At 68.7% G+C, this 22,478-nt stretch carries 25 protein-coding genes; 10 read left to right on the forward strand and 15 right to left on the reverse strand.

Features of this window, described 5'->3' with window-relative positions:
• Window positions 1–35 precede the first annotated feature (35 nt).
• The gene (locus OG555_RS36080) at window positions 36–659 is read right to left on the reverse strand and encodes a response regulator transcription factor (protein WP_329477420.1); all 624 of its coding nucleotides are present in this window, start codon (window positions 657–659) and stop codon (window positions 36–38) included.
• The gene (locus OG555_RS36085; RefSeq protein ID WP_329477422.1) at window positions 656–1,981 is read right to left on the reverse strand and encodes a sensor histidine kinase; all 1,326 of its coding nucleotides are present in this window, start codon (window positions 1,979–1,981) and stop codon (window positions 656–658) included. Before OG555_RS36085 ends, OG555_RS36080 begins: the two co-directional genes overlap by 4 nt.
• A gap of 105 nt (window positions 1,982–2,086) precedes the next feature.
• Between OG555_RS36085 and OG555_RS36090 the strand changes: the two genes are divergently transcribed.
• Together OG555_RS36090 and OG555_RS36095 are read left to right on the forward strand one after the other, a co-directional pair.
• Entirely contained in the window at window positions 2,087–3,763 is a 1,677-nt protein-coding gene (locus OG555_RS36090; RefSeq protein WP_329477424.1) for an ABC transporter ATP-binding protein, read from the forward strand.
• 149 nt (window positions 3,764–3,912) lie between these two features.
• Window positions 3,913–4,692 carry a serine/threonine protein kinase gene (locus OG555_RS36095; RefSeq protein WP_329477426.1) on the forward strand — a complete coding sequence of 260 codons (780 nt, stop codon included), beginning with the start codon at window positions 3,913–3,915 and terminating at the stop codon, window positions 4,690–4,692.
• Here the strand turns inward: OG555_RS36095 and OG555_RS36100 are convergent.
• Window positions 4,682–5,122, reverse strand: a complete 441-nt coding sequence (locus OG555_RS36100; RefSeq protein WP_329477428.1) for a YybH family protein — start codon at window positions 5,120–5,122, stop codon at window positions 4,682–4,684. The two genes, OG555_RS36095 and OG555_RS36100, sit on opposite strands and share 11 nt — an antisense overlap.
• Window positions 5,123–5,223: 101 nt before the next feature.
• Between OG555_RS36100 and sigJ the strand changes: the two genes are divergently transcribed.
• Window positions 5,224–6,123, forward strand: a complete 900-nt coding sequence (gene sigJ, locus OG555_RS36105; protein WP_329477430.1) for an RNA polymerase sigma factor SigJ — start codon at window positions 5,224–5,226, stop codon at window positions 6,121–6,123.
• Window positions 6,124–6,640: 517 nt separating this feature from the next.
• On the opposite strand, the gene OG555_RS36110 is transcribed toward sigJ, so the two are convergent.
• Together OG555_RS36110 and OG555_RS36115 are read right to left on the reverse strand one after the other, a co-directional pair.
• Window positions 6,641–8,302 carry a hypothetical protein gene (locus OG555_RS36110; RefSeq protein ID WP_329477432.1) on the reverse strand — a complete coding sequence of 554 codons (1,662 nt, stop codon included), beginning with the start codon at window positions 8,300–8,302 and terminating at the stop codon, window positions 6,641–6,643.
• A gap of 312 nt (window positions 8,303–8,614) precedes the next feature.
• Window positions 8,615–9,301, reverse strand: coding sequence for a class I SAM-dependent methyltransferase family protein (locus OG555_RS36115; RefSeq protein ID WP_329477434.1), 687 nt, complete (start codon window positions 9,299–9,301; stop codon window positions 8,615–8,617).
• 114 nt (window positions 9,302–9,415) lie between these two features.
• Between OG555_RS36115 and OG555_RS36120 the strand changes: the two genes are divergently transcribed.
• Genes OG555_RS36120 through OG555_RS36130 form a run of 3 tightly spaced genes read left to right on the forward strand, consistent with a single transcriptional unit; the run spans window position 9,416 to window position 11,451 of the window.
• On the forward strand, window positions 9,416–10,318 hold the full coding sequence (locus tag OG555_RS36120; protein ID WP_329477436.1) for a DUF929 family protein: 903 nt from the start codon (window positions 9,416–9,418) through the stop codon (window positions 10,316–10,318).
• Between the two features lie 3 nt (window positions 10,319–10,321).
• Window positions 10,322–10,798: a vitamin K epoxide reductase family protein gene (locus OG555_RS36125; RefSeq protein WP_329477438.1), complete on the forward strand. Its 477-nt coding sequence runs from the start codon at window positions 10,322–10,324 to the stop codon at window positions 10,796–10,798.
• Between the two features lie 29 nt (window positions 10,799–10,827).
• Window positions 10,828–11,451: a UdgX family uracil-DNA binding protein gene (locus OG555_RS36130; protein ID WP_329477440.1), complete on the forward strand. Its 624-nt coding sequence runs from the start codon at window positions 10,828–10,830 to the stop codon at window positions 11,449–11,451.
• Between the two features lie 55 nt (window positions 11,452–11,506).
• Here OG555_RS36130 and OG555_RS36135 read toward each other — a convergent pair whose 3' ends face one another.
• The 3 genes from OG555_RS36135 to OG555_RS36145 all read right to left on the reverse strand — a co-directional run bounded on the left by OG555_RS36135 (window position 11,507) and on the right by OG555_RS36145 (window position 13,217).
• Window positions 11,507–11,650, reverse strand: a complete 144-nt coding sequence (locus OG555_RS36135) for a GPGG-motif small membrane protein (protein WP_329477442.1) — start codon at window positions 11,648–11,650, stop codon at window positions 11,507–11,509.
• Window positions 11,651–11,776: 126 nt separating this feature from the next.
• Window positions 11,777–12,532 carry a DinB family protein gene (locus OG555_RS36140; RefSeq protein ID WP_329477444.1) on the reverse strand — a complete coding sequence of 252 codons (756 nt, stop codon included), beginning with the start codon at window positions 12,530–12,532 and terminating at the stop codon, window positions 11,777–11,779.
• 97 nt (window positions 12,533–12,629) lie between these two features.
• Window positions 12,630–13,217, reverse strand: a complete 588-nt coding sequence (locus OG555_RS36145) for a dihydrofolate reductase family protein (RefSeq protein ID WP_329477446.1) — start codon at window positions 13,215–13,217, stop codon at window positions 12,630–12,632.
• Window positions 13,218–13,427: 210 nt separating this feature from the next.
• On the opposite strand from OG555_RS36145, the gene OG555_RS36150 reads away from it, so the two are divergent.
• Complete coding sequence (locus OG555_RS36150; RefSeq protein ID WP_329477448.1) at window positions 13,428–14,396, forward strand: TIGR03557 family F420-dependent LLM class oxidoreductase; 969 nt, start codon at window positions 13,428–13,430, stop codon at window positions 14,394–14,396.
• Between the two features lie 3 nt (window positions 14,397–14,399).
• On the opposite strand, the gene OG555_RS36155 is transcribed toward OG555_RS36150, so the two are convergent.
• Window positions 14,400–15,101 carry a helix-turn-helix transcriptional regulator gene (locus tag OG555_RS36155; RefSeq protein WP_329477450.1) on the reverse strand — a complete coding sequence of 234 codons (702 nt, stop codon included), beginning with the start codon at window positions 15,099–15,101 and terminating at the stop codon, window positions 14,400–14,402.
• A 114-nt stretch (window positions 15,102–15,215) separates the two neighbouring features.
• On the opposite strand from OG555_RS36155, the gene OG555_RS36160 reads away from it, so the two are divergent.
• Together OG555_RS36160 and OG555_RS36165 are read left to right on the forward strand one after the other, a co-directional pair.
• Window positions 15,216–15,725 carry a DUF2231 domain-containing protein gene (locus OG555_RS36160; protein ID WP_329477452.1) on the forward strand — a complete coding sequence of 170 codons (510 nt, stop codon included), beginning with the start codon at window positions 15,216–15,218 and terminating at the stop codon, window positions 15,723–15,725.
• A 1-nt stretch (window position 15,726) separates the two neighbouring features.
• Window positions 15,727–16,146, forward strand: a complete 420-nt coding sequence (locus OG555_RS36165; protein WP_329477454.1) for a hypothetical protein — start codon at window positions 15,727–15,729, stop codon at window positions 16,144–16,146.
• Between the two features lies 1 nt (window position 16,147).
• Here the strand turns inward: OG555_RS36165 and OG555_RS36170 are convergent, their stop codons facing one another.
• From OG555_RS36170 to OG555_RS36180, 3 genes are all read right to left on the reverse strand, one after another.
• Entirely contained in the window at window positions 16,148–16,771 is a 624-nt protein-coding gene (locus OG555_RS36170) for a DUF1684 domain-containing protein (protein ID WP_329477456.1), read from the reverse strand.
• A 128-nt stretch (window positions 16,772–16,899) separates the two neighbouring features.
• Window positions 16,900–17,562 carry a transglycosylase SLT domain-containing protein gene (locus tag OG555_RS36175; RefSeq protein ID WP_329477458.1) on the reverse strand — a complete coding sequence of 221 codons (663 nt, stop codon included), beginning with the start codon at window positions 17,560–17,562 and terminating at the stop codon, window positions 16,900–16,902.
• Window positions 17,563–17,575: 13 nt separating this feature from the next.
• Window positions 17,576–19,018 (reverse strand): MFS transporter, encoded by a 1,443-nt coding sequence (locus OG555_RS36180; RefSeq protein ID WP_329477460.1) that lies wholly within the window; start codon window positions 19,016–19,018, stop codon window positions 17,576–17,578.
• Between the two features lie 79 nt (window positions 19,019–19,097).
• Between OG555_RS36180 and OG555_RS36185 the strand changes: the two genes are divergently transcribed.
• Window positions 19,098–19,754 carry a TetR/AcrR family transcriptional regulator gene (locus OG555_RS36185; RefSeq protein ID WP_329477461.1) on the forward strand — a complete coding sequence of 219 codons (657 nt, stop codon included), beginning with the start codon at window positions 19,098–19,100 and terminating at the stop codon, window positions 19,752–19,754.
• Here the strand turns inward: OG555_RS36185 and OG555_RS36190 are convergent.
• The 3 genes from OG555_RS36190 to OG555_RS36200 are packed head-to-tail and all read right to left on the reverse strand — an operon-like array spanning window position 19,751 to window position 22,251.
• Window positions 19,751–20,470 carry a cation diffusion facilitator family transporter gene (locus tag OG555_RS36190; protein WP_329477463.1) on the reverse strand — a complete coding sequence of 240 codons (720 nt, stop codon included), beginning with the start codon at window positions 20,468–20,470 and terminating at the stop codon, window positions 19,751–19,753. The genes OG555_RS36185 and OG555_RS36190 overlap by 4 nt on opposite strands.
• Window positions 20,467–20,847 (reverse strand): ArsR/SmtB family transcription factor, encoded by a 381-nt coding sequence (locus OG555_RS36195; RefSeq protein ID WP_329477464.1) that lies wholly within the window; start codon window positions 20,845–20,847, stop codon window positions 20,467–20,469. The genes OG555_RS36190 and OG555_RS36195 overlap by 4 nt, the downstream gene beginning before the upstream one ends.
• A gap of 12 nt (window positions 20,848–20,859) precedes the next feature.
• Entirely contained in the window at window positions 20,860–22,251 is a 1,392-nt protein-coding gene (locus OG555_RS36200) for an alkaline phosphatase (protein WP_329477466.1), read from the reverse strand.
• Window positions 22,252–22,478 lie beyond the last annotated feature (227 nt).

Consider the following 22,478-nt stretch of genomic DNA (forward strand, 5'->3'; position numbering starts at 1 on the left):
ACCCGGCCGGCGCTATCGGACCTTGGTACTAGTACCTAGTCGTCCCGGCGCTGGCGCTGGGCCCACAGCGCGGCCTGGGTGCGGTCCGTCACGCCGAGCCGCTGGTACACGTTCGTCAGGTGCGCCTTCACCGTGCGCTCGCTGATTCCGAGCCGGCGGGCGATCGTCTTGTTCGGCAGGCCGGCGCCGACCATATCGAGCACCTCCTGCTCACGATCGGTCAGCTTCGTCTCCGGACCTGGGCTGCGCCGGTTCGTCAGCAGGACACGCGCCGCTTTCGGATCCAGCGGCGATCCGCCGGCGACGATCTCCCGCACCCCGGCCAGGATCACCTCGGGCTCGCTGTGCTTCAGCAGATACCCCTCAGCCCCCGCCTGCAGCGCGTCCAGGATCCGAGCCTGATCGCTGAACGACGTCAGCACGAGCACATGCACACCTGGGTCGGCCGCGACGATCTGCCCGGTCGCCGAGATCCCGTCCGTCCCGGGCATCGACAGATCCATCAGTACGACGTCCGGCCGCAACTCGGCCGCCATCGTCACTGCCTCGGCACCGTCACTCGCAGCCCCGACCAACTCGATGTCGTCCGCAGTACCGAGGAGCTGGGACAGACCCGTCCGGACGATCGCATGATCGTCGACAATCAGCACCCGGATCACACCGGCACCTCGGCTTCCACCCGTGTCCCCTGCCCGGGAGCGGCCCGGACCGTCAGCGTGCCACCCGACTCGGCGAGCAGGTCGCCGATCGAGCGTAGCCCGAGGTGTCCGTTGCTACTCCGCTCATCGAGTCGCGATTCGTCGAACCCGCGGCCGTCATCGTCGACGATCAGCACTCCCCGACCGTCGATCCGCTGCGCCTTGATCAGCACTTCACGCGCGCCGCTGTGCGCGGCCACGTTGCGCACGACTTCCTGCGCCGCCCGGAACAACAACGCCGCGGCCGCCGGCGGCAACTCCTCCACCCCATCGGTCTCGAGCCGTACGTCGACCCCCGCCCGCTCGAGCCCCGCCGCCAACTCGGCCAACGCCGATGTGAGCCCTTCCTCGGCGAGGTTCGGCGGATAGATGTCCACCAGCAACGACCGAAGCGACCCGATGCTCGCGCGCAACCTCCCCGCACTCTCCGCGATCAAGTCCGCTCGCTGCCCCTCGCTCGGATTCCCCAGCCGCATCGCATCCAACGCGTAGTTCAGCCCGGTCAACTCCTGTACGACGCCATCGTGCAACTCCCCCGCGATCCGCCGACGCTCGGCGTCCGAGGCGTCGACCGCGTGCTGCAGCAGCCGCTCCCGCTCCCGCTGTTGCCGCTGCACCCGCCGGGCCAGCGACCAGGCGAACGGAATCTGGACCAGCTCCAGCACGAGCAGCGCACCCAGCGCAGGCGGTGCGAACCGCTGCCAGGCAGCCTTGCCGGCGTCAGTCACCGCCTGGTACTGGAAGTACGCCTCGAACAGCGTGGGTTCCCCCTGCGGCCCCCGGATCCCGACGTACACCTCGAGCAGCTTCTTGTACGGGATCTCGAACCGGTTTTCCGGCCGGCTCAGGTCGCTCACTTCCGACGCGCTGCTCCCCTGCTGCCGCAGGGCCGCCTCCTCTTCCGGGCCCAGCGGGAACTGCTGACCGATCAGGCGGGGCTCGTCGGAGTAGACAATCCGGCCGTCGGCATTCCACACCTTCACCCGTACAAGCGATCCCTGCAGCACGTACTTGCGCATCGCCGTGTCGAACGACTGCAAGGCGAGCGGCTGTCCGGCGATCACGCCCGCGTCCAGGCGCGGCTCGACCACCCCACGCGCGGTCACAAAGGCCACCTGCCGAGCCGACTCCCTTGCCTGCTCGACGCCCGCCTGGCGGGCCACGACCGCGATCAGCGCGGCCAGGGACAGCAGCACGATCAGTCCGGCCGCGGTGAATCGCACCAGCAGCCCGACCGTCGAGATCGGCCCACGGTCCGTGCGCGAGCGTCGCAGTCTCACCATGCCTGGGATCGTAGGGGTTGCCCGGCGCCGCGCGGCAGCCCGACGACAGTCGTAGTACCAAGGTGCACTACCGAAGCCGACCGGCCGGCGACGACGGTTGTCGGCATGAAGCTTCCGCTCTCACTCGCCGTCGCCGGGCCCGCCGCCCGAGTGCAGTTCCCTGCGCTCGCCGTCGCGGCCGGGTTCGTCGTACTGCGAGTCGGCGCGGTTCTCGTCCGTCCATGGCCGCTGGCCCTCGCGGTCGATCACGCCCTCGGGCCGGATCCCGCGGCGGATCCGGTCGTCGTCCTCGGACTGGCGGCCGTTGGCAGCGTCGGATTGTCGGCAATCATCGGATTGCTCGACATGGCGAGTCTGCGCACCGTCGAGGGTGCGGCCGAGCGGATCGGCGCCTCACTCCGCGCGACGATGTTCCAGCGCACGATGACGCGGTCGTTGCGGTGGCACGACCGCATGCGCAGCGGCGAACTGGTGTCCCGCCTGACCACGGATGTCGGCCGGGTCCTCGACGCGGTGGTCGCGGTGACCACGTCGTTCCTGCCCGATGCGGTGATGCTCGCCGGCGTCCTCGCGCTGTTGTTCGCGTTCGACCCCGAGCTCGCCCTGATCGGCCTGGCCGTCGCACCGGTCCTCGGTGCACTGGCTGTCCGGCAGCGGCGGCTCATCCGAGTGGCACAGCAGGATGCGAGGACCGAGTCGGGACGGTTGGCCGGGGCAACGACCGACCTGTTGCGGAACGTCCGCGCCGTTCAGGCCTTCGGGCGCATCGACAGGGCCGCCGCGATCTTCGGCACCCGGAATCGCGCCGTACTCGATGTCGAGCTGCGAGCGATCGAGGTGGACGCGCGCTGGACCCCGATGGCCGATGTCGTGCTGGCGATCGGCGCCGCCCTGGTGCTGGTGATCGGCGGACGGCACGTGCTGTCCGGAGCGCTCACGGTCGGTCAGTTGCTCGTCGTACTCGCCTACCTGCGAGACCTTTACTCTCCGGTGCGCGGCCTGACCCGGCTGTCCGTCGTACTCGCGAAGGCCGGCGCCAGCGCGGCGCGGGTCCGCGAGATCCTGCACTGCGACGAGGCGGTCGAGGATCGGTACGACGCTCGGTCGGCACCGGCACTGCGGTCCGGCGTACGGTTCGAGCGGGTCTCGTTCGGCTATGAGAACGGTCAGCCGGTGCTCGATCACTTCGACCTCGACATCGCAGCCGGCGAGACCGTCTGCCTGCTCGGACCGAGTGGGATCGGCAAGAGCACAGTGCTGCACCTCCTGCTCCGCCTGTACGACGTGGACGCCGGACGGATCCTGATCGACGGCGTGGACGTCCGGGACTGCGACCAGCGCAGCCTGCGGGACCGGTTCGCGTTCGTCCCGCAGGACCCGTGGCTGCTGGACGCGACGGTCGCCGAGAACATTGCCTTCGGCAACCAGAATGCGACCCGCGCGGGTGTCATCGCAGCCGGGCAGGCGGCCCTGGTGGACGAGTTCACCGGACGGCTGGCGTACGGGTACGACACGCCGCTGGGCGAGAGCGGTGTCCGGCTGTCCGGCGGTCAGCGCCGCCGGGTCGCACTGGCCCGGGCCGCCGTGTCATCCGCGCCGATGGTCCTGCTGGACGAGCCGACCGCGTCCCTCGATCCGGTCTCGGCCGCCGCGGTGATCGAGGCCATCCGGACCACGACCGCGCGGCGCACGGTCCTGCTGGTCACCCACGATCGCGACCTGGCGGCCATCGCCGACCGGGTCGTCACCCTGCACGAACACCAACTCAGTGGAAGGAGGTGACCACCATGCTCCGCATCAAGCCGGTCATGCACCACGGCCACGGACGGTCCCGCAGCCGCTCGCGCTCCCGCAGCCGCAGCCGCTCCCGCGGCTGACCACCAGCCTGCCGCCGGCCTAGCCGGCGGCAGGCTTCACCGCTTGGAGGCCGAATGATGAATGTCGACACCGAGGACGGACTGGCCGTCTGGGATTGGGCCGAGGGTTGCGAGCTGCCGGGTGGAAGCCTCGCGCTGGAGCGCCTCGGCGTCGGCCACCGGTGCGAGACCTGGCTGGTCTGGTCGGTCGCGTTGTGGTCCCCCGCCGTACTCAAGGCCGCCCGTCCGCATCAGATCCACCATCCCCGCGCGATGAAGTCGCTCCAGCGGGAGACCGTCGCCCTGGCGGGCAACAGCCACCCGTCTCTCCCACGTCTGCTGGCCGACGGCACCGGCGACCCGATCCCACACGTCCTGCTCGAGTACGTCGACGGCCCGACGCTGACCGAGGAGCTGGAGGAGAACGGCGTACTGACCGCCGAAGAGACCGCGCTGCTCGGCGCGCAACTGCTCCCGGCCCTGATGGCGCTCCACAACCGCGGTCTGGCCCACTTGGACGTCAAGCCGGACAACATCGTCCTTCGCGACGCCCGCCCGGTCCTGATCGACTTCGGCAGCGCTCGCCGGATCGGCAGCGAGCAACCGCCGGGTCACCCGGTCGGGACCGTCGGGTACGCCTCCCCCGAGCAGGAGGCGTGCGAGCCGGTGTCCGTCGCGATGGATCTCTACAGCCTCGGCCAGACCCTCGCCGAGGCGGGCGCCGAGCTGCCCGCGAGCCTCCAGGGACTGCTCGTGCCGCAGGCGGGCCGGCGGCTCACCACGGCCGAGGCACTGACGGCCCTGGCCGAAACCGCCGGCGCGCTCCGCCCGTGGCCTGCCTGGCTCAGGGCGTGAGGTCCAGCGCCGCGCGACCCTCGGGGAAGTAGGTCGGCACCGAGACCTGGTCGTGGACGACCATCCACTGGCCGTCGATCCGCTGCCAGGCCGCGGTCCAACGGACCCATTGGTTGGTCTTGGGACCGTTCACCACCGTGCCGCTGATCCGGTTGACGGCGAACACGACCGCAAGGTCGCCGTCCACGAGCACCGTGAGGTCGCGGACCTCGTAGTCGATCGGCAGCTGATAGATCGTGAAGACCTTCTCCCAGTTCCGCCACTTCGCCTCCGCGCCCAGATGCCGCAGCGGCGCTTCGATGTCGAACGAGACCACGTGCGGCGCGAAGATCGTCTTGACGGCCCCCATGTCACCGGTCCGGATAGCACCGACCAGCGTGTTGATCCGGTCCCGGATGTCGGCTTCGTCTGTTGCGTGTTGAGTAGTCATGATCAGTACGACGGAACGGTCGGCCGGACTGTGATGACCTCACACTTCGGTACGGCGTCTCGTCGTACCGAGGAGAGGTGGAACCGACGAAGGGAAGCACCATGACCGGGGACGACCAGGTCGAGCCGGGCCTGAGCGCGATCATGAGCGAGCGGCGGCAGCTGATCAACCTCGCCTACCGGCTCCTCGGCTCGCTTGCCGACGCGGAGGACGTCGTCCAGGAGACGTACGCGCGCTGGTACGCGATGCCGAGCCGCGAACAGGAGGCGATCGACTCCCCCGGCGCCTGGCTGACCAAGGTCGCCAGCCGGATCTGCCTCGACCTGCTGCGCTCGGCCCGGGTCCGGCGCGAACGGTATGTCGGCGAATGGATCCCGGAGCCCCTGCCGGAGAACGCCGACTGGCAGGCGGGCACCGACCCGGCCGATCGGGTCACGCTGGACGAGTCGGTGGGCATGGCGTTCCTCGTCGTCCTCGACGCGATGACGCCGGCCGAGCGGGTCGCGTTCATCCTGCACGACGTCTTCCGGTACCCGTTCCCCGAAGTGGCCGAGATCGTCGGCCGGACCCCTGCGGCGTGCCGTCAGCTGGCGTCCTCGGCCCGGCGCCGGATCAGTGAGGCGCAGACCCCCGCACCGCCGACGGCCCGGCGCGCCGAGCTCATTCGCCAGTTCAAGGAGGCGTGGGAGGCCACCGACATCGCGACCCTCGTCAATCTGCTCGACCCCGACGTCACCGCGGTCGCCGATGGTGGCGGCGTCGTGATCGCCGCGCTCGAGCCGGTCCATGGTGGCGCGAACGTTGCGCAGTACTTCAGCGGCCTGCCGATCCTGGACTACGGCCGCACGCTGGTGGAGCGGACCGTCAACGGCCAGCCGGGTCTGGTGATCGAGTTCGAAGGCGTCACCGAGACGGTGATCGCGTTCGACATCGCCGCGGACCGGATCACGAACATCTGGGCGGTCCGCAACCCGGAGAAGCTGCGCCCCTGGACGAGCTAGCGCCGCGCCAAGCAAGGTTGGCGACGTAATCCGGCGTTACCACCTCCGAAGCTGGCCCCGGCGGCCTGATGCGTGGTCAACCCTGCCCTTCACTCCGGATATGCAGTGGGCAAGGGTGCATCCGCGAGGTTCTCCAGCTCTCTTGCCCGATATGGGTGATCGTCGGCCGGCTGTGCTGGTCGGGGGCGATGTCCGGGGTGGGCAAGAGTGGAGGGTGTGCCGAGGCTGGGCGAGGCGGTTCCGGTGGGCAGGGCGGCCAGCATCAGCATGTAGCCGTTGGCGCGTGTTGTGCACGGATCGGTCCACATCTGGCGGCCTCGGACAGGTCGTGGTGGCTTGAGACAGGCAATTCCTTGTCCTAACCCACCACGACCCGTCCCAACCCACCGCCTCCGGCCCCACCCCACCTGTCACAACCCACCACGACCTGTCCCAGCCCACGGGTTCCGGTCCACGGGTTCCGGTCCACGCCCGGCCCTGGCCAGCGAGCGAACGAGCCCCGCGGCGACAGGAGGAGTCAGCCGGCGGCGATCCTGTCGATCGTCCAGGTCACGTCGTACACCGAGTTCGCGCCGCAGCCGTCCGCGGAGTCGGTACCGTGGTGGGTCGTCGTCACCGTGAGCCCGGCGTCCTTCGTCTTGAGGAACAAGTCCCGCCCGGACAACGCAACGCTTTCTGCCGCGACGAGGCCGTCGCAGTCGGCAAATACCACCGTGCCCACCTTGCTGAGCAGGTAGTCGACCAACGAGCCAAGAAGGCTGCCTATCACCGGCGCGAGGATCGCGGTGCCGATGAGCTCGATGCCGACGATCGCGCCCAGACCAGCCCCGATCCCCTTCGAGAGGCCCTGTACCCCGTCAGACGTGATGCTGCCGGCGGCCTTGACGAGCGCATCGTCCAGTACCTTCGCGTCCGCATGTCCGTTGTTGAGGATTAGGTAGTTGAAGAGCGAAGCCTCGCAGAGCTCGACCGTCACGGGCTCGAAGGAGAGTCTGTCGAGCTGCATCCCCTGCGGATCCGACACGCCTCCGATGTCGCCGGTCCGCTGCGTGGCGGTACGGATCGGCCAGTTCCCAGCGGCGACTGCGGCCACTGCGGCGTCCGTGTCGGAGTTCAACGAGCGCGTGTTGGTGACTTGGACGCGGTCGACCGAGAAGCGGTAGGTCGTCGGCAGCCGCACCCCGAAGCCGACCTGGTCGAAATTCGTTGGCGTCCAATCGACGCCGTCCCAGATCTTGCCCCAAGCGGCGCCGGCGCCGCTCACGGCGATGTTGAGCAGGTTGTATGCGGGTGCGAGCGCCACGGGCCCGGATGACAGTTCTCCGGCTATGACGCCGGAGAGGGATTCCCTGCCGCTCCACGCCTGGTCGTCGAACCAGTAGTGGACGATCCTGCCGTCGAGACCGAGGCCGAACACGTCCAGTCGCCCGGGTCCCCAGGACGTCACCGACGGCGTGTCGGTCAGGGCACCACCGAGCGACTCCCAGTCGCTCCAGATCTCCCCGTCCCACCAGCGGTGCCAGAGCGCGCGGTCGGTGCCGACCGCAAAGACGTCCATCCGCGCAGGGCCCCATGACACGGCGGCGGGCGGAGAGGCGAGCGAGCCACCGAGGTTCTGCCAGTCGCTGGACCACGTGCCCTGGACGTTCCTACGATGCCGCAAGGTGAAGTCGGCACCCCGGGCGAAGACATCGATGCTGACCCCGTCCCGGGAGACGACGCCGGCGGTGCTGCTGAAACGGCCGCCGAGGTACTCCCAGCCTGGCGACCAGCGAGTTTTGGAACCCAGTCCGGTCCGAAAGCGGTGGTACATGGCGTAGTCGTTACCGACGGCAAAGACGTCGAGCCGCCCGTCGGCACGGCTGATCACACCGGGAGCGCTCGCGAAGTCACCCTGCAGATCGAGCCAGTCGGCCGTCCAGGTGCCGTGGGCGGACTGCTTGTTGTACATGGCGAAGTCAGGCCCGACCGCGAAAACATCCACCAGCTCCGGATAGCCGAGCTGAGGGGAGTTGGTAGCGGCGGCTGCGGGGACGGTGAGAAATTCGCCGCCCAGTTCCTCTCCCGGCACGCCCCACGCGGTCCCGGTCCCGGTGGTGTGGCCGATCCCGTTTCCCGCGTTGAGCCAGAAGATATCGATCTTCGTGGAGGAAGAGACACACCCCGTGACACCGATCATGCGACTCTCCCCCGCCCGACCATCGGACCGGGCCGCCGGTCTTTCACAGTCTGCTTCCCGGGCACCGATCGCACAACCCTGGGTGCGTTTGGAGATACGCAAGCGGCCATCAAGCCCTGCCGCCGGCCCCGCCTGGCCGCGGGGACGACCGGCGGTACCGCGCCGGACCGGCGGTTGTACCAGGCAACGAAGTCCTCCGTGGTGCAGGCTGCCTCCTCACCCGGGATCCCCAACCAGCAGCTCTGATGCGCTCGATCCGCGGATGGTCCGGCGCGACCCCGAACCGCACCAGCCCGCCGACGTGGTCAAGCGTCAGACTCCGCCGCTGACGAAGCTGAACAAGGTTCGACCCGGGATCAGCGGTTGTGGTTCGCCGGTGAAGCGATGGACGCCGACACCGAAGCCCGCATCCGGGTCGGACACCCAGACCCGCTCGAAGCCGCGCGCCTCGAACCACTCGCAGATCTGCGGGACCAGGTCCGGCTCCCCGCGGTGGCGGGTCCAGATGAGCGTTGCGCCGGTCTCACACAGTTGTGGACAGGTGTCGATCGTGGCCGCGATGTCCTCGTCCGAGATGTTGCCGAACACGCCGCACACCAACACCATGTCCGCTGGCACCATCCCGCCGTACTGATCGATCAGCGCGGCGTCCCCCGTCACCACTTCCACCTGGTCCTGCAGCCCGAGCTGTCGTGCCCTCTCCTCGGCGAACGACGAGAGGCGCGGGTCCAGTTCGACGAGCCTGGCCCGGACGTCGGCACGCCGCGGATGCCCGGCCATCACATCCAGCACGTCCCGTCCTTGCCCAGCGCAAAGACTGATCACCCGCACCGCCCCAGCCGGCGCGCGGTCCAAAGCGGCCCGCACCTGCCCCTGAACCGCTGAGAGCCGCCGTGCCAGCCCCGACCCGGGCCGGTCATACTCGTTATGCCATCTCTGCCAATCCACGGCGGCAAACCTAGCGGTGGGTCCGGACAGTCTTGACCACCTACCTGCCATCGTAGCCGCGTTCTGTAATCTCCCGGTGACGGACAGGTAGGAACTTCCGCGGGCGATCAGCAGTTGTCTTGATGGGCGCCTAATGCGACCAGGTGTGGTGAGCGAAGGAGTGTCATGAGTAGGCGTGTCGAGCAGAAGGCCAAGGCCCGCGAGCGGATCGCGGCGCAACTGGCCGCTCAGCAGCGGGCGGAGCGACGCCGGCGGCTTCTGCTGGCGGTCGGGGCCGTCGTGGTCGTCATCGTCATCGTCGGCGGCCTGGTCGCCGTCCGCCTGGCCGGTGGCGGCAAGAAGACCACGACCGGACCGTCGGGTGCCGCCGACAGCCAGATCGTGACCGCACTGTCCTCCATCCCGGAGTCGACCTTCGCCGCGGTCGGCTCGGCCGGCGTCCAGGCCGCACCGTCGCCCATCACCGCCCCGCCCCTGACGTCGGGCGGCAAGCCGAAGGTCCTCTACATCGGCGCCGAGTACTGCCCGTTCTGCGCGGCCGAGCGGTGGCCGGTCACGGTCGCACTGTCCCGGTTCGGCACCTTCAGCAAGCTCGGTACGACGCACTCCTCCGGAAGCGACGTGTATCCGAACACCCCGACCCTGTCGTTCCACGGCTCCACCTTCACCAGTCAGTACCTCGCCTTCACCGGCGTCGAAACCACCACGAACGAGCAGGTCAACGGCCAGTACGCGCCGCTCGACACCCCGACGGCCGAGGATCAGAAGACGTTCGACACCTACAACGCGCCGCCGTACGTGAAGACCGGTGGCTCGATCCCGTTCATCGATCTCGGCGGGAAGTTCGTGTCGTCGGGCGCGACGTACAGCCCCGAGATCCTGGCCGGGAAGACCCAGGCCGAGGTCGCGGACGCGCTCAAGGACCCGTCCAACCCGATCGCGAAGGCCGTCATCGGGTCCGCCAACGTCTACACCGCCGCGATCTGCAAGATGACCAACAATCAGCCGGCCAACGTCTGCTCGACCGAGCCGGTGACCGCGGCCGCGGCCAAGCTCGGGAGCAGCTGAGCGATGAGCGGCACCACACAGCGCTCCGAGAAGGCGACGACCGGGCTCGGCTGGATCCCGTGGACCATCCTGGCCCTCTCGATCGCCGGTCTCGCGGTCGCGTCGTACCTGACCTATGAGCACTTCACCGCCGGCACCACGCTGGCCTGCCCCAACACCGGGGTGGTCAACTGCGCGAAGGTCACCAGCAGTCAGTACTCCAAGGTCTTCGGCATTCCGGTCGCCCTTCTCGGCCTGGCCTTCTTCGCCGGCATGACAGCGCTCTCACTGCCTCCGATGTGGCGTACGTCGTCCCCCTGGCCGAGCCGCCTGCGGCTGACCGCCGTCGTCGTCGGCGTGGTCTTCGTCTGCTACCTGATCTGGGCCGAGCTGTTCCAGATCGACGCCATCTGCCTGTGGTGCACGGTCGTCCACGCGCTGACCCTCGTGCTGTTCGCCCTGGTCATCATCCGCCAGGCGCTGGATCCCGACGGCGGCTGAGACTGACCGGAGCCGGGTACTGGTGAAGCATGCAACCCGACGAGTTCGCCGGAGCAACGCGCTGGGTCCCACAGAACGGCGGGATCCGGAAGCTGCGCGCGGCCCTATCGGACTGCCGCGGGTGCGACCTGCAGGAGTACGCCGAGCGGGTCGTGCCCGGCGAAGGTCCGGTCCGGGCCCGGATGATGCTGGTCGGTGAAACGCCCGGCGACGTCGAGGACAAGGAAGGTCACGTCTTCGTCGGGCCGGCCGGACGCCTGCTCGACAAGGCTCTGGCGGAGGCCGGCATCGACCGCTCGGAGGTATACCTGACCAACGCGGTCAAGCACTTCCGCTTCGAGCGCCAGGGCAAGCGCCGCATTCACAAGACCCCGGCCGTCGGCCACATCGTCGCGTGCCATCCCTGGCTGGACCGCGAGCTCACGATCGTGAAACCCGAGCTGGTGGTGATCCTCGGCGCGGTGGCCGCGCGCTCGTTGCTCGGAACCGGCTTCAAGGTCACCGAACACCGCGGCGAGCGGGTCGAACTCCCCGACGGCCGCGCCGCGGTCGCGACCGTCCACCCGTCTGCGGTGGTCCGTTCGCAGGAGTTCCGGCGCGACTTCGCCGACTTCGTCAAGGACCTGCGCGCCGCAGCCGGCCTCCTGGCATGACAGGAGGTCGCCCCCACGCCGGGGCGACGTGAGGGCGACCAGATCCGGAAGCGGGTCAGGTGAAGATGCTGACGCCCCCGGGACCGACCAGCAGGCCGATCACGATCAGTGCCGCGCCCCACAGCAACTGGCCGCGGAAGAGCGAGACGATTCCCGAAATGACGAGGATCGCAGCGATGATCCACAGAATGAGACCCATGGTCCTTCCCATCTCTCCGGCCGGGCGGAAACCCGGCGGCTGAACTCCCCGTGCACGACCTCCGGTGCCCCAGCCCAAACGCTGCAAACAACCTGGCGCATTCGCCGCGAGCGCCCCTCAGCCGGTTCAGGCACCGGCCTCGAGCTCGGCGAGGTCGCGCACTGCATAGCGGTGATGCTCGGCCTCTTCCTTGAGCACCACCTTGAGGCAGCGGCGCACGACGTATTCCTGGTCGGGATACGAGTCCGCCGGCTTGCGACGACAGACCCGATCGAGCTCGGCCTCGGTGAGCCCGTCGACGACACGCCGCATCGTGGCCATGCGGGCGAACCGCGCCGCCAGCACCTCGTCGAGAGTCGGGGCGGCTTCGAGGGTGAGGCCGAGCTTCGCCGACGCCTCAGGCGGCATCCCGCCGATGGGGAAGCCCAACGGGTGATACGGCGTTTCTTCCTCGAGCACGGCGTTGCCGAGCCAGGCATCGCTGCCGTGCAGCAGGTGTCGTTGGGTCTCGACGTACGACCACTCGCCGTCGACCTGCACGTGCAACTTTGCCTCGGGCAACAACCGGGCGCGGTCGTGCGTGGCCTGCCACATCCTCTCGATGGCATCCCAGACAGCCCGGTAGTCGTCGGGGGACACGGCGTCACGCGCGAGTGCCCGCGTGGGGTACTGCCGGTCGAGCTCGGCCTCGACGTAGGCAGTCACGTCGACGTCGTTGACGACAACACGCTCGAAGGCGCCGCCGAGGGAGACCTCGCTCCCGTAGCAATCGACGATCTTCAGACCGCTGACCTCGCAATCGCGGATCTCGAGCCCGGCGAGCTCACTCGACCGGATGCGGGCACCACGGAACTGGTCACTCTCGGCGTACTCAGCAGACATCGAAGCAGTCTTTCGCACCCGCCCCGCCCGCGCCAAGTGGCAACAAAACGTCAGCGCTCTGCATCAGACGCGACCCCCAGAACCAGTGGTGACCTGATCACCTGAGGACGTGCAGGGTCGGCCGATAGGTGAGTTCTTGGATGTTGCCGTCGAGGGTCCGGGACTCGAGCAGCTCGAGATCGAAGTCGGCCGTGCCTCGGAAGACCGGGTTCGCTCCGGTCTGACCGGTGAGGACCGGGAAGACCGTCACCTGGACCCGGTCGACCAGACCGGCGGCCAGCAGAGCGCGGTTGAGCGAGATGCTGCCGTGCGAGCGCAGCGGTACGTCGGACTCGTCCTTGAGCCGGGCAACGAGGTCGATGGCGTTGCCCGAGGCAATGGTCCCGTCCACCCAGTCGAGGGGTTCGTCCAGGGTGTTCGACACCACGGTTGCCGGCAACTCCAGCATCCGGCTGACCCAGGGGTCGTAGATCTCGGAACCCTTAGGGAACGTGGCCAGCATCCCCGCGAACATTCGGTACGTGCTGGCCCCGAAGACCATGCGCTGCTTCTCGCTGTACTGCGCGAGGCGGTGTTCCAGAAACTCGGGTCCCTGCTTGCCCCAGTAGCCACCCCAGTCGCCGCCGCCGGGCGAGCCGAAGCCGTCGAGCGTCGAGAAGACGTCGAACGTATACGTAGCGGTCACGATGTGCTCCTCTGATCAATGCGGCACTCTCGGCCGCCTCACTCATGCTACGAACGCCTCACCGCAGATCCGACACGTCCTCGAGCAAGAGTTCTGGCGTCGACCCCCGTGACCGACGGTGGCCACTCCGGGCCGACTGCCACCAAAAGAGCGACCGCATGAAACGTCGGCGTGCGGGCACTCGGTGGGAAAGCGAGTGATCGGAGAACTGTGAAGATCGGGTATTTCCTGTCCAGTGAGGAGTACACGCCGTCCGAGTTGCTCGAGCACGCGAGGCTTGCCGAGGAGGCCGGGTTCGACGGGCTGTGGATCAGCGACCACTTCCATCCGTGGAACGACGAGCAGGGGCAAAGCGCGTTCGTGTGGTCGACCATCGGTGCGATCTCCCAGGTTTGTGAGCTGCCGGTGACGACGGCTGTCACCTGTCCGACCGTGCGGATCCATCCGGCGGTCATAGCGCAGGCTGCCGCGACGAGCGCCGTACTGATGAACGGGCGGTTCACGCTCGGTATCGGCACCGGCGAGGCGCTCAACGAGCATGTGGTCGGGTCCGTGTGGCCGACCATCGACGTACGACTCGAGATGGTCGAGGAAGCGGTCGAGATCATGCGCCGGCTGTGGACGGAGGAGGGGTTCGTCTCACACCACGGCAAGCACTACACGGTCGACACCGCCCGGATCTACACCCGGCCAGAGGCGCCGCTGCCGATCTACATGTCCGGATTCGGGCCGGAGGCAACGGATGTCGCGGCGCGGATCGCGGACGGCTACATCAGCACGACGCCGGACGCCGAACTGCTGCAACGGTTCCGCGACAACGGCGGCGGGGACAAGCCGGCGCAGGCCGGGTTCAAGGTCAGCTACGCGCCGAGCGAGGCCGAAGGTGTCGAGCAGGCGCACCGGATCTGGGCCAACTCGGGCCTCCCGGGTGAACTCGCCCAGGTGTTGCCGTCCCCTCGGCACTTCGAGCAGGCCAGCCAACTGGTGACCAAGGAGTCGACCGCCCAGTCCGTCGCCTGCGGACCGAAGGCGGACGTCCACGTCGACGCCTTCACGCCGTACGTCGAGGCCGGCTTCGACGAGGTCTATGTCGCCAACATGGGGCCGCACTCGATCGACATGATGAACCTCTACCGCACCGAGGTCCTCCCCGAACTCCGCCGCACCAACCGCTCGTAGGCGTCAGACCGCGGTCAGCTCGACGCAGCACTCGCCACTCTCGGGATCCAGTACGGCGTGGATGGCCGTCGCCTGGAGGCCGGAGACCACTCCGCTCACGAACGCATGGTTGATGCCGCAGACGGCCTCGGGCTGTGACTGCGCGAGCGGGTGGAACGGGCAACTCTGCAGCCGGACGCAGCCCGGGCGTGGACGGACCGGCTCGAAGCCGACGCTCGCCAACGTCGCCTCGGACATCGTCAACGCCCGCTCTGCACTCAAGCGGCCCGGGCGGGTCCGATCCCGCTCCTGCTCGCCGACCCGCTCGCCGTGCCGGAAGGCTGCCCGGCGCGCCGACTCCAGCGGACTGACGTCGTCCTGATCGAGGACGCCGTCGAGCAGGATCTCGGCGAGCAGGTCCGGCCGGCGCGGCGGGATCGACACCTGCAGGTCGGTCGCGACCGGCTCGTACATCTTCGGCGCCCGGCCGACCCTGCGGATCCCGCCGGCACGGTCGTAGTGAGCCCGCAGCAGACCGGCATCGACCAGGCGCTCCAGATGGAACGCGGCCAGCTTCCGCGAGATCCCCACCTCGGCCGCCGCCTCGTCCCGGCTGATCGCCCGGCCGGCCCGACGGCAGAAGTCGAACATCCGGCGCCTGGTGTCGTCGCTCAGCACCGACACCGCCTGGATCGTCGCGTCCGCTCCGCTCCCCCGTGCTCTCACCGATCCACCATAACGGACATCATCATTGGCGAAAAGCATCGGCAGTTGCCCTTCAACCCTTGACCTGTGATCCGCAATAAGACCAAACTCCATTAGTGGAACAGGGAGGCCCCGGTGTCCGATCGGTCCGCTGCGGCGAAGCGTCCGGTGAGTGCGTTGCTGACCGGTCCGTACGGTCATCCGTTCCATCCGATCCTGGTGACGATCCCGATCGGCGCGTGGGTGGCCAGCTTCGTCTTCGACATCGGGTCGCGGGTGGCCGACGCCGCGTTCCTGGTGCAGGCGTCGGTCTGGCTGATCGTGATCGGCATCGTCGGCGCCGTCGCGGCCGCGAGTGTCGGTCTGCTCGACTTCTTCGCCATCCCGTCGGGCACCCCCGCGTTCCGCACCGGCCTCGTCCACCTGATCCTCAACCTCGCCGTCACCGTGGCGTACGTCGTCAATGCCTTGTGGCGCCGTGGATCCGAGGCCGACCAGGTCCCGGTCGGCCCGATCGTGTTGTCCGCGGTCAGCCTCGGAGCCCTGATGGTCTCGGGCTATCTCGGGGGCAAGCTGGCGTTCCGGTACGGCGTCCGCGTCGCCGAGGAGCATGACCAAGCCGAAGGCTTCGAGCCGAGGAGATGACATGGGTATCGCAGCACTCGTCACGTGGCTGATCACCGCGCTCGGTGGGTTCTTCCTGCTGTACACCTGGATCAGCAACGGCGGCCCCCGCAAGCCGAGCTCGAGCCACTTCCCGCCGGCACTGATCTTCGGCCACTTCGCCCTGGCCGCGATCGGCTTGGTGCTGTGGATCATCTACCTGATCGTCGACAGCGACACACTGGCCTGGATCGCCTTCGTCCTCCTGCTACCCGTGGCTCTTCTCGGCTACACCATGTTCTTCCGCTGGCTGCCGACGTACCGGAAGCGGACCGAGGCACCGGCCGCCGACGCGCCGGCCGAGCGTCACTTCCCCATGGCGGTCGTCGGCGGCCACGGATTGTTCGCCTTCGTGACTCTGGTCCTGGTCCTGCTGACAGCACTCGAGGTCGGAGGGAGTTGACCTACGACCTCGTCAGTTCGCCGACGGGCAACGCCGCTGCCACGGTGTTGCCTGTCGGTGCCAGCGGGCACGTCCAGAGTGGACTGTAGGCACACGAGGGGTTGTAGGCGAAGTTCAGATCGACGACGAGCCAGCCTTCGCGGACGTCCCCACCGAGGTCCGCGCCCTTGACCGTGTCGAGCAGATAACGCCCACCGCCGTACGTGCGCTCACCGGCGAGCGAGTCCTTGACCGGCACGAACAGGCCACCGCCGTACGACTCGAGCCACCACACATCCAGGTCACCCACGGTCGGCACGTGCAGGACTCCGGCCCGGGTGAACGGAATCACGCCATCCGTTGCCGAGGGCACCTCCCATCGCACCGGCTCGACATCCGGGTCGATGGCGATCTCGAAGCGCAACTCCGGCCGATAGGCCCCGATCTCAGGGCCCTTGTAGGCGTCGCGATCTTCCACCGGCGATGCGGGATGGGTCATCAGCAACTCGTCGCGCCCGGCCTGCCACACCGCGTGTGCCTTGGCCGGATCACTCTCCGCCCGCACCGCCCCGTAGAGCGCGAACACCCGCCGGCGCCAATCGGCCACAGCCAGCACGGACGCGTAGTCCACCTGATCGTCCTTCACACTGCCTCTTCTCTCCGGTTGCTCACCCACGACACTACGGAGGCGACCCCAACGGCGTGATCACCGCCCACGGACGACGTACTCGCGGAAGCGGCGGGTACGCGATCCGGCGGGTCAGCCCGGTGGGATCACCCGACGGCTCGGGCGGATTTGTCCCAGCTGTCGTGCAGGCGGTCGAGGTAGGACTGAGCTTGTGCGCCGGCCTTCGCACCCTTGGCGAACGCCCGCATGTTCCCGGCGCCGGTGTTGTAGCCCAGGGCAAGTAATTCGTCCTTGGTGTACCGCTGGCTTCGCTTGTCGGGCAGGCGCTTGGCCAGGTCGTGCAGATGCCAGGCCGCGGCCTCGATGGCCAGGCCCGGATCGTCGGGCAGTTGCTCCCACTTCCGGCCGGCGAAGTCGCGCCCGCGCTTGGTGTCGTCGAAGGCGGCCCGATGCATGTTCGCGATGCCGAAGGCGGGATCCGAGTCGACCTGGGCCCACGAGCGCTCGAACTTCGGGTCGTGCGGCTTGTACGCCTCGTTGTACAGGATTGCCATCAACAACTGTGGACGGATCCCGGCCTGACCGGCATACCGACGTACCTGCGGGGCGAAGTGGGCTGGGTCGTAGTCGTCGTACCAGGGCTTCGCGGCCGGCGTCGGACTGACAGTCCGCTGGGGCGTCGCCGAGGGAGTGGGCTGGGCGGTCGCCGTCTCCGCGGTCTCCGCGGTCTTGCGGTCGCCGTCGTGGCGCACGGCCCAGACGCCCACGATCACGACTCCGACCGCCACCCACCACCAGCGCTTCGCCACCCACCCAACCTAGTCAATCGCGCAACGGAACCAAGTCACGTTCGACCTGAACCGCCGGGTTCGTACGCCGTACGACAGCAAATGCGATCAGCGCAGCGGCGACCAGCAGCGCCGCGCAGAGCGTGAAGCCGAGGGCGTAGCCGTCACTGAGCGCTTGGGGTGTCACGGATTGCCCGCTGCGATCGTGAGCGGCAGTGCCGACAGCGGCCAGTCCGAGCGAGGCGCCGAGCTGACGGGTGCTGTTGAGCAGACCTGAGGCCATGCCCGTCTCGCGAGGATCGACGCCCGCGGTCGCGGTCGCCACCACCGGACCGAGGCAGAGCCCGAAGCCGACGCTGGCGACGATCGACGGGCCGAGGATGTTCGTGAGGTAACTGCCATCGGCGGTGATCAGGCCGAACCAGGCGAATCCGGCGGCCGTCAGCAGTGCGCCACCGGCCAGGAGTGTGCGGGCGGGAAGCCGGTAGCCCAGCTTGACCGCGAGTACGGCGCCGACGACCACGCCCAGCGCGAACGGCAGGAACATCAGTCCGGTCTCGGCCGGCCCGATCCCGAGCACGCGCTGGAGGTAGAGGGACGTGAAATAGAAGGCCGAGGCCATGGCTGCGCCGACCAAGAGGTTGAAGGCGTTCGCGCCGGAGACCGAGCGATTGGCGAACAGGCCCAGCCGAATCAGCGGTTCGCGGCGGGTGGTCTTCTCGACCGCGATGAAGGCCGCCAGCAGCGCGACGGCGATCAGCAGCGTCAGGAGCGTGGTCGCCGAGCTCCATGGATACCTGTCGGTGCGCACCACGCCGTACACGAGCAGTGTCATTCCCGCTGTCGCGAGAACTGCACCCAGCACGTCCGGGCGGCCGGCGCGGGCGGTCGTCGAGTCGGTGGGGACGCCACGCCAGGCCAGTGCCAGCGCGACGGCGGCCATGGGGACGCTGACGAACATGACCCAGCGCCAACCGGCGTACTGGGTGAGCAGGCCGCCGGCGAGGACACCGAACGCACCGCCCGCGGCGTTCATCGCACTCCAGACTCCGAAGGCGCGGATCCGCTGTTTGCCGGTGGGGAAGGTTGCTGTCAGCAACGAGAGCGCGGCGGGGGCGAGGGTGGCGGCGCCGATGCCCTGCGCGGCGCGGGCGGCCACCAACTGGCCGGGTACCTGGGCGAACCCGCCGGCGAGCGACGCGAGGCCGAAGACCACGAGTCCCAGCAGCAGGACCCGCCGGCGCCCGTACCGGTCCGCGGCCTTGCCACCGAGCAGGAGCAGCCCGCCGAACGTCAGCGCGTAGGCGTGGATCACCCAGGTCAGGCCGAGGGCGCCGAACCCGAGGCCGGTCGCGATCTGCGGGAGGCCCACGTTCACGACCGAGAGGTCCAGCGACACCATGAACTGCACGACCGCCACGGCCGTGAGGACGAGCCCGGTCCGGGCCATTGCAGCGTCTGTCGACTTTTCGAACATGTTCCGAAAGTAGCACTGAGGCGCCCGAACCGCCAAAGGTTTTCGGCTTCGTCCGGCAGCGGACGGCATGATGGGGCCCGTGGCTCAACGCAACGCAACGAACGGCCGCACCGGCCGGCCGCCGGTCACGTCGCGCGCCCAGATCCTGGTCGCGGCGCGTCAGCTGATCGACCGGGACGGCTGGGAGAAGCTGACCGTCCGCCGGTTGGCCGCCGAACTCGGCATCGGTCCGACGACCATGTACCACCACGTCCGGGACAAGGAGGACCTGCTGTTGCTCCTGCTGAGCGAATACGCGGCGCAGATCCCGCGACCCGACCTGCCGAGCGATCCGCGCGACCGCGTCGTCGCGGCCGGCCTCGCGATCCACGATGCCCTCGCCGACTGGCCTTGGGCCGCCGAAGTCCTCACCGCCGACGGCTTCATGGGCCTGATCGGCCCGTCGGCCCACTGGATGGTCGAAACCATCGTCGCCGCGACCGTCGAGGCAGGTCGTACCCCGGATGAGGCCGTCTACGTCTTCCGCACCATCTGGTACTACACCGTCGGCGAGATCCTGGTCCGGGCCCACTCCCCCCGCCGGCCCCTGGACCGCGACCCGTTCTTCACCACCCTCGACTCCACCCAAACCCCGCACCTGGCGGCCATAGCCAACAATTGGCCCACCCTCGCCGCCCAGAACACCTACCCCCAGGGCCTCCAGGCCCTGGTCAACGGCCTACTCCCCCGCGACTAATCGCAGCAACCGTCAGTGCAGGAGGCGCCACAGCCGCAGGTCGCCGTAGCGGCGGCGCCGGGGATGGGTGAGCAGCAGCCTTTGCCTTGCCAGGCTTCGACGCCTTCGCGGATGGCGACCGCGGCAATGACCAGGCCGGCGATGGGGTCAGCCCAGGTCCAACCGAGGGTTGCATTCAGGACGAGGCCGACGAGGAGTACGGCGGACAGGTACGTGCAGAGCAGGGTCTGGGTGGAGTCGGCGACAACAGTGTTCGAGCCCAGGGCCTTGCCGGTACGGCGCTGGGCCCACGAGAGGAACGGCATCACGATGAGCGACGCGATCGCCAGGCCGATTCCGACCCGGGACACGTCGGGATGGGCACCGGTGACGAGCGCGCGGACCGATTCGAAGGAGACGTAGGCGGCCAGCGCGAAGAACGAGAATGCGAGCAGACGCAGCGCCTGGTGCTCACGGCTCTCGGGCAACCGGTGACGGAACTGCCACAGGATGATCAGGCCGCTGGAGACCTCGACCACCGAGTCGAGGCCGAACCCGACCAACGCAACCGATCCCGCGACGAGACCCGCGCTGACGGCGACGACAGCCTCGACGACGTTGTAGGCCACCGAGGCGCCGGCGAGCAACTGTGCCCGTCGGCCGAGCCGTCGCCGCTGCTCTGGGTCTGTCGTCCACGAGCCGGTCGGAGCGCTCGTGATCCGGAGCGGCTCGGTCATGACCGGCTCGCCGCCTCGCCGTAGATCGGGCAGAGGACGACCGCGTCGCCGGTCAGGCCCAGGAGGCGCTCGGCGGCGGTGAGAAGCTCGAGGGTCGCCTCGGGATGGGTGAGGCTGAACAGCGACGCCCGACCCTGCGGCCGGGACTCGACGAGACCGCAGTCCCGCAGACACGCCAGATGCTTCGACACCGTCGACTGCGCCAGACCGAGATGCTCGGTCAGATCCACCACCCGGTGCTCCCCCAGCGCCAGGTGCCGGACGATCGCCAGCCTCGACGAGTCACTGAACCCGTGAAACAGACAGGCGGCCGCGGAGAGCGCGGCCGCCTCGTCGACTACCTCGGACTCGACACCAGTCGACGCTGTCATCGCCATTCGGCGATGTTATCACCGACCCTGGAGCACCTTGAACAGGTCCGTGTGGTCGTTCGTGCCGAGGACCGCGTCGGCGCCGGGACCCTGGGCCCAGACCGGTACGACGGACCCCGTGTGCTGCTGGCTCGGCGGCGTACCGACCGGAGCCTTGCCGTCGCCGCCGAAGCCGGCGGTGCCGTAGGTCAGGGTGAGCGTCTGACCGTCCTTGGTGGTCAGGTTGGTCGAGTAGCCGGTCGGCAGACCCGAGCCGGACGCGTCCTCGCTGACGATCTGGCTGGTGTGCGAGTGGTCCGCGGTGACGACCACCAGGGTGTCGGGGTGGGAGCGCTGGTAATCGAGCGCGACGCCGATCGCCTTGTCGAAGGCGACAGTCTCACCGATCTGGCCGCACGCGTTCGTGGCGTGGTCCTGCTTGTCGATCGAGGCGCCCTCGACCTGCAGGAAGAAGCCCTTACGGTTCTCCAGCAGTTTGATCGCCTTGGTGGTCATGTCCGCCAGGCTCGGCTCGTTCGCCGGACGCTGGTTCTCCTTGCACGCCGCCGGCGTGTTGCTCTTGCCGAGCGCTGCGGACGGGCCGGTCCACTCCAGCGACATGTTGCTGCTGTTGAACAGGCCGAGCACCGACTTGCCGCTCTTCACCGAGTCCAGGCCGGCCGCGTCGGTCACGTACTGGATGCCCTGCGTCTTCGCCTGGTCGACCACCGTCTTGCCCGCGAACGGACCACCGGTGATCGTCTGCTCGAAGCGGCCGCGGCCACCACCGAGCAGGACGTCGACCTTGTGGTCCACCTGCTGCTCCGCGATCGAACCCAGGCCACCCGCGGCCTTCGTCTCCTTCGCGCAGGCGGTCATGCCGGCCGGTCCCTGGCACCCGCGCAGCGAGATGTGCGACGTCAGCACCGCCGGCGTGGCGTCGGTGATCTCAGCCGTCGAGACGTCTCCGACCTTCAGGCCGCGCTTCTGCGCCAGCTCCAGCACCGTGGTGAGGTTGGTGCCGGGTACGTCGATGGCGCTGCTCGGCCCCTGCGAGATCCGCTCGTCGAGGGTCTTCTTGCCGGTCGCCCAGCTCGAGCCGGTCGACGCCGAGTCCGGGTCGTAGTCGGGCTTGTACGGCGGCTTGGCGGCCGGCTTCACCGACCACGTCGTGTCGAAGCCGGTGTACCGCGCCCGGTCGACGTTCAGCTTGTTCTGGACACCCTGGTAGTAGCGCGCGGCGGTGATCTCCTGCGTCCCCATGCCGTCGCCCAACAGGAAGATCACGTTCTTCGGCCCGTGCGGCGCGGACTGCGCCTCCGCGCCCTGCGCCGACGAGAACGCGCCACTGGCGGCGGCCGAAGCCATACCTGCCGCGGCGATCACCGTGGTCGCGGCGAAGGCGGCCACGACGGCCTTTTTCCTGATCATTGCGGGCCTTTCTGCTTGGACGGAACACCCGGAACGTATGCGTGATCTCGGGACAACAGGTGACCGCCAAGCAACGAACAGATGACACAAGCAGCGCGCCAGGTGGGGCACCGGGGTCACCGACTGGCGGACTGCGGTTAGTATTGGAACCGCACCGACATCGGCGACGCCGATCGCCGCGGATTCTGCTGGAGCTCACGGCCACCGACTGATGGTCATCGGTCCCC

Source organism: Kribbella sp. NBC_01484 (assembly GCF_036227145.1).
Classification (GTDB): Bacteria; Actinomycetota; Actinomycetes; order Propionibacteriales; family Kribbellaceae; genus Kribbella.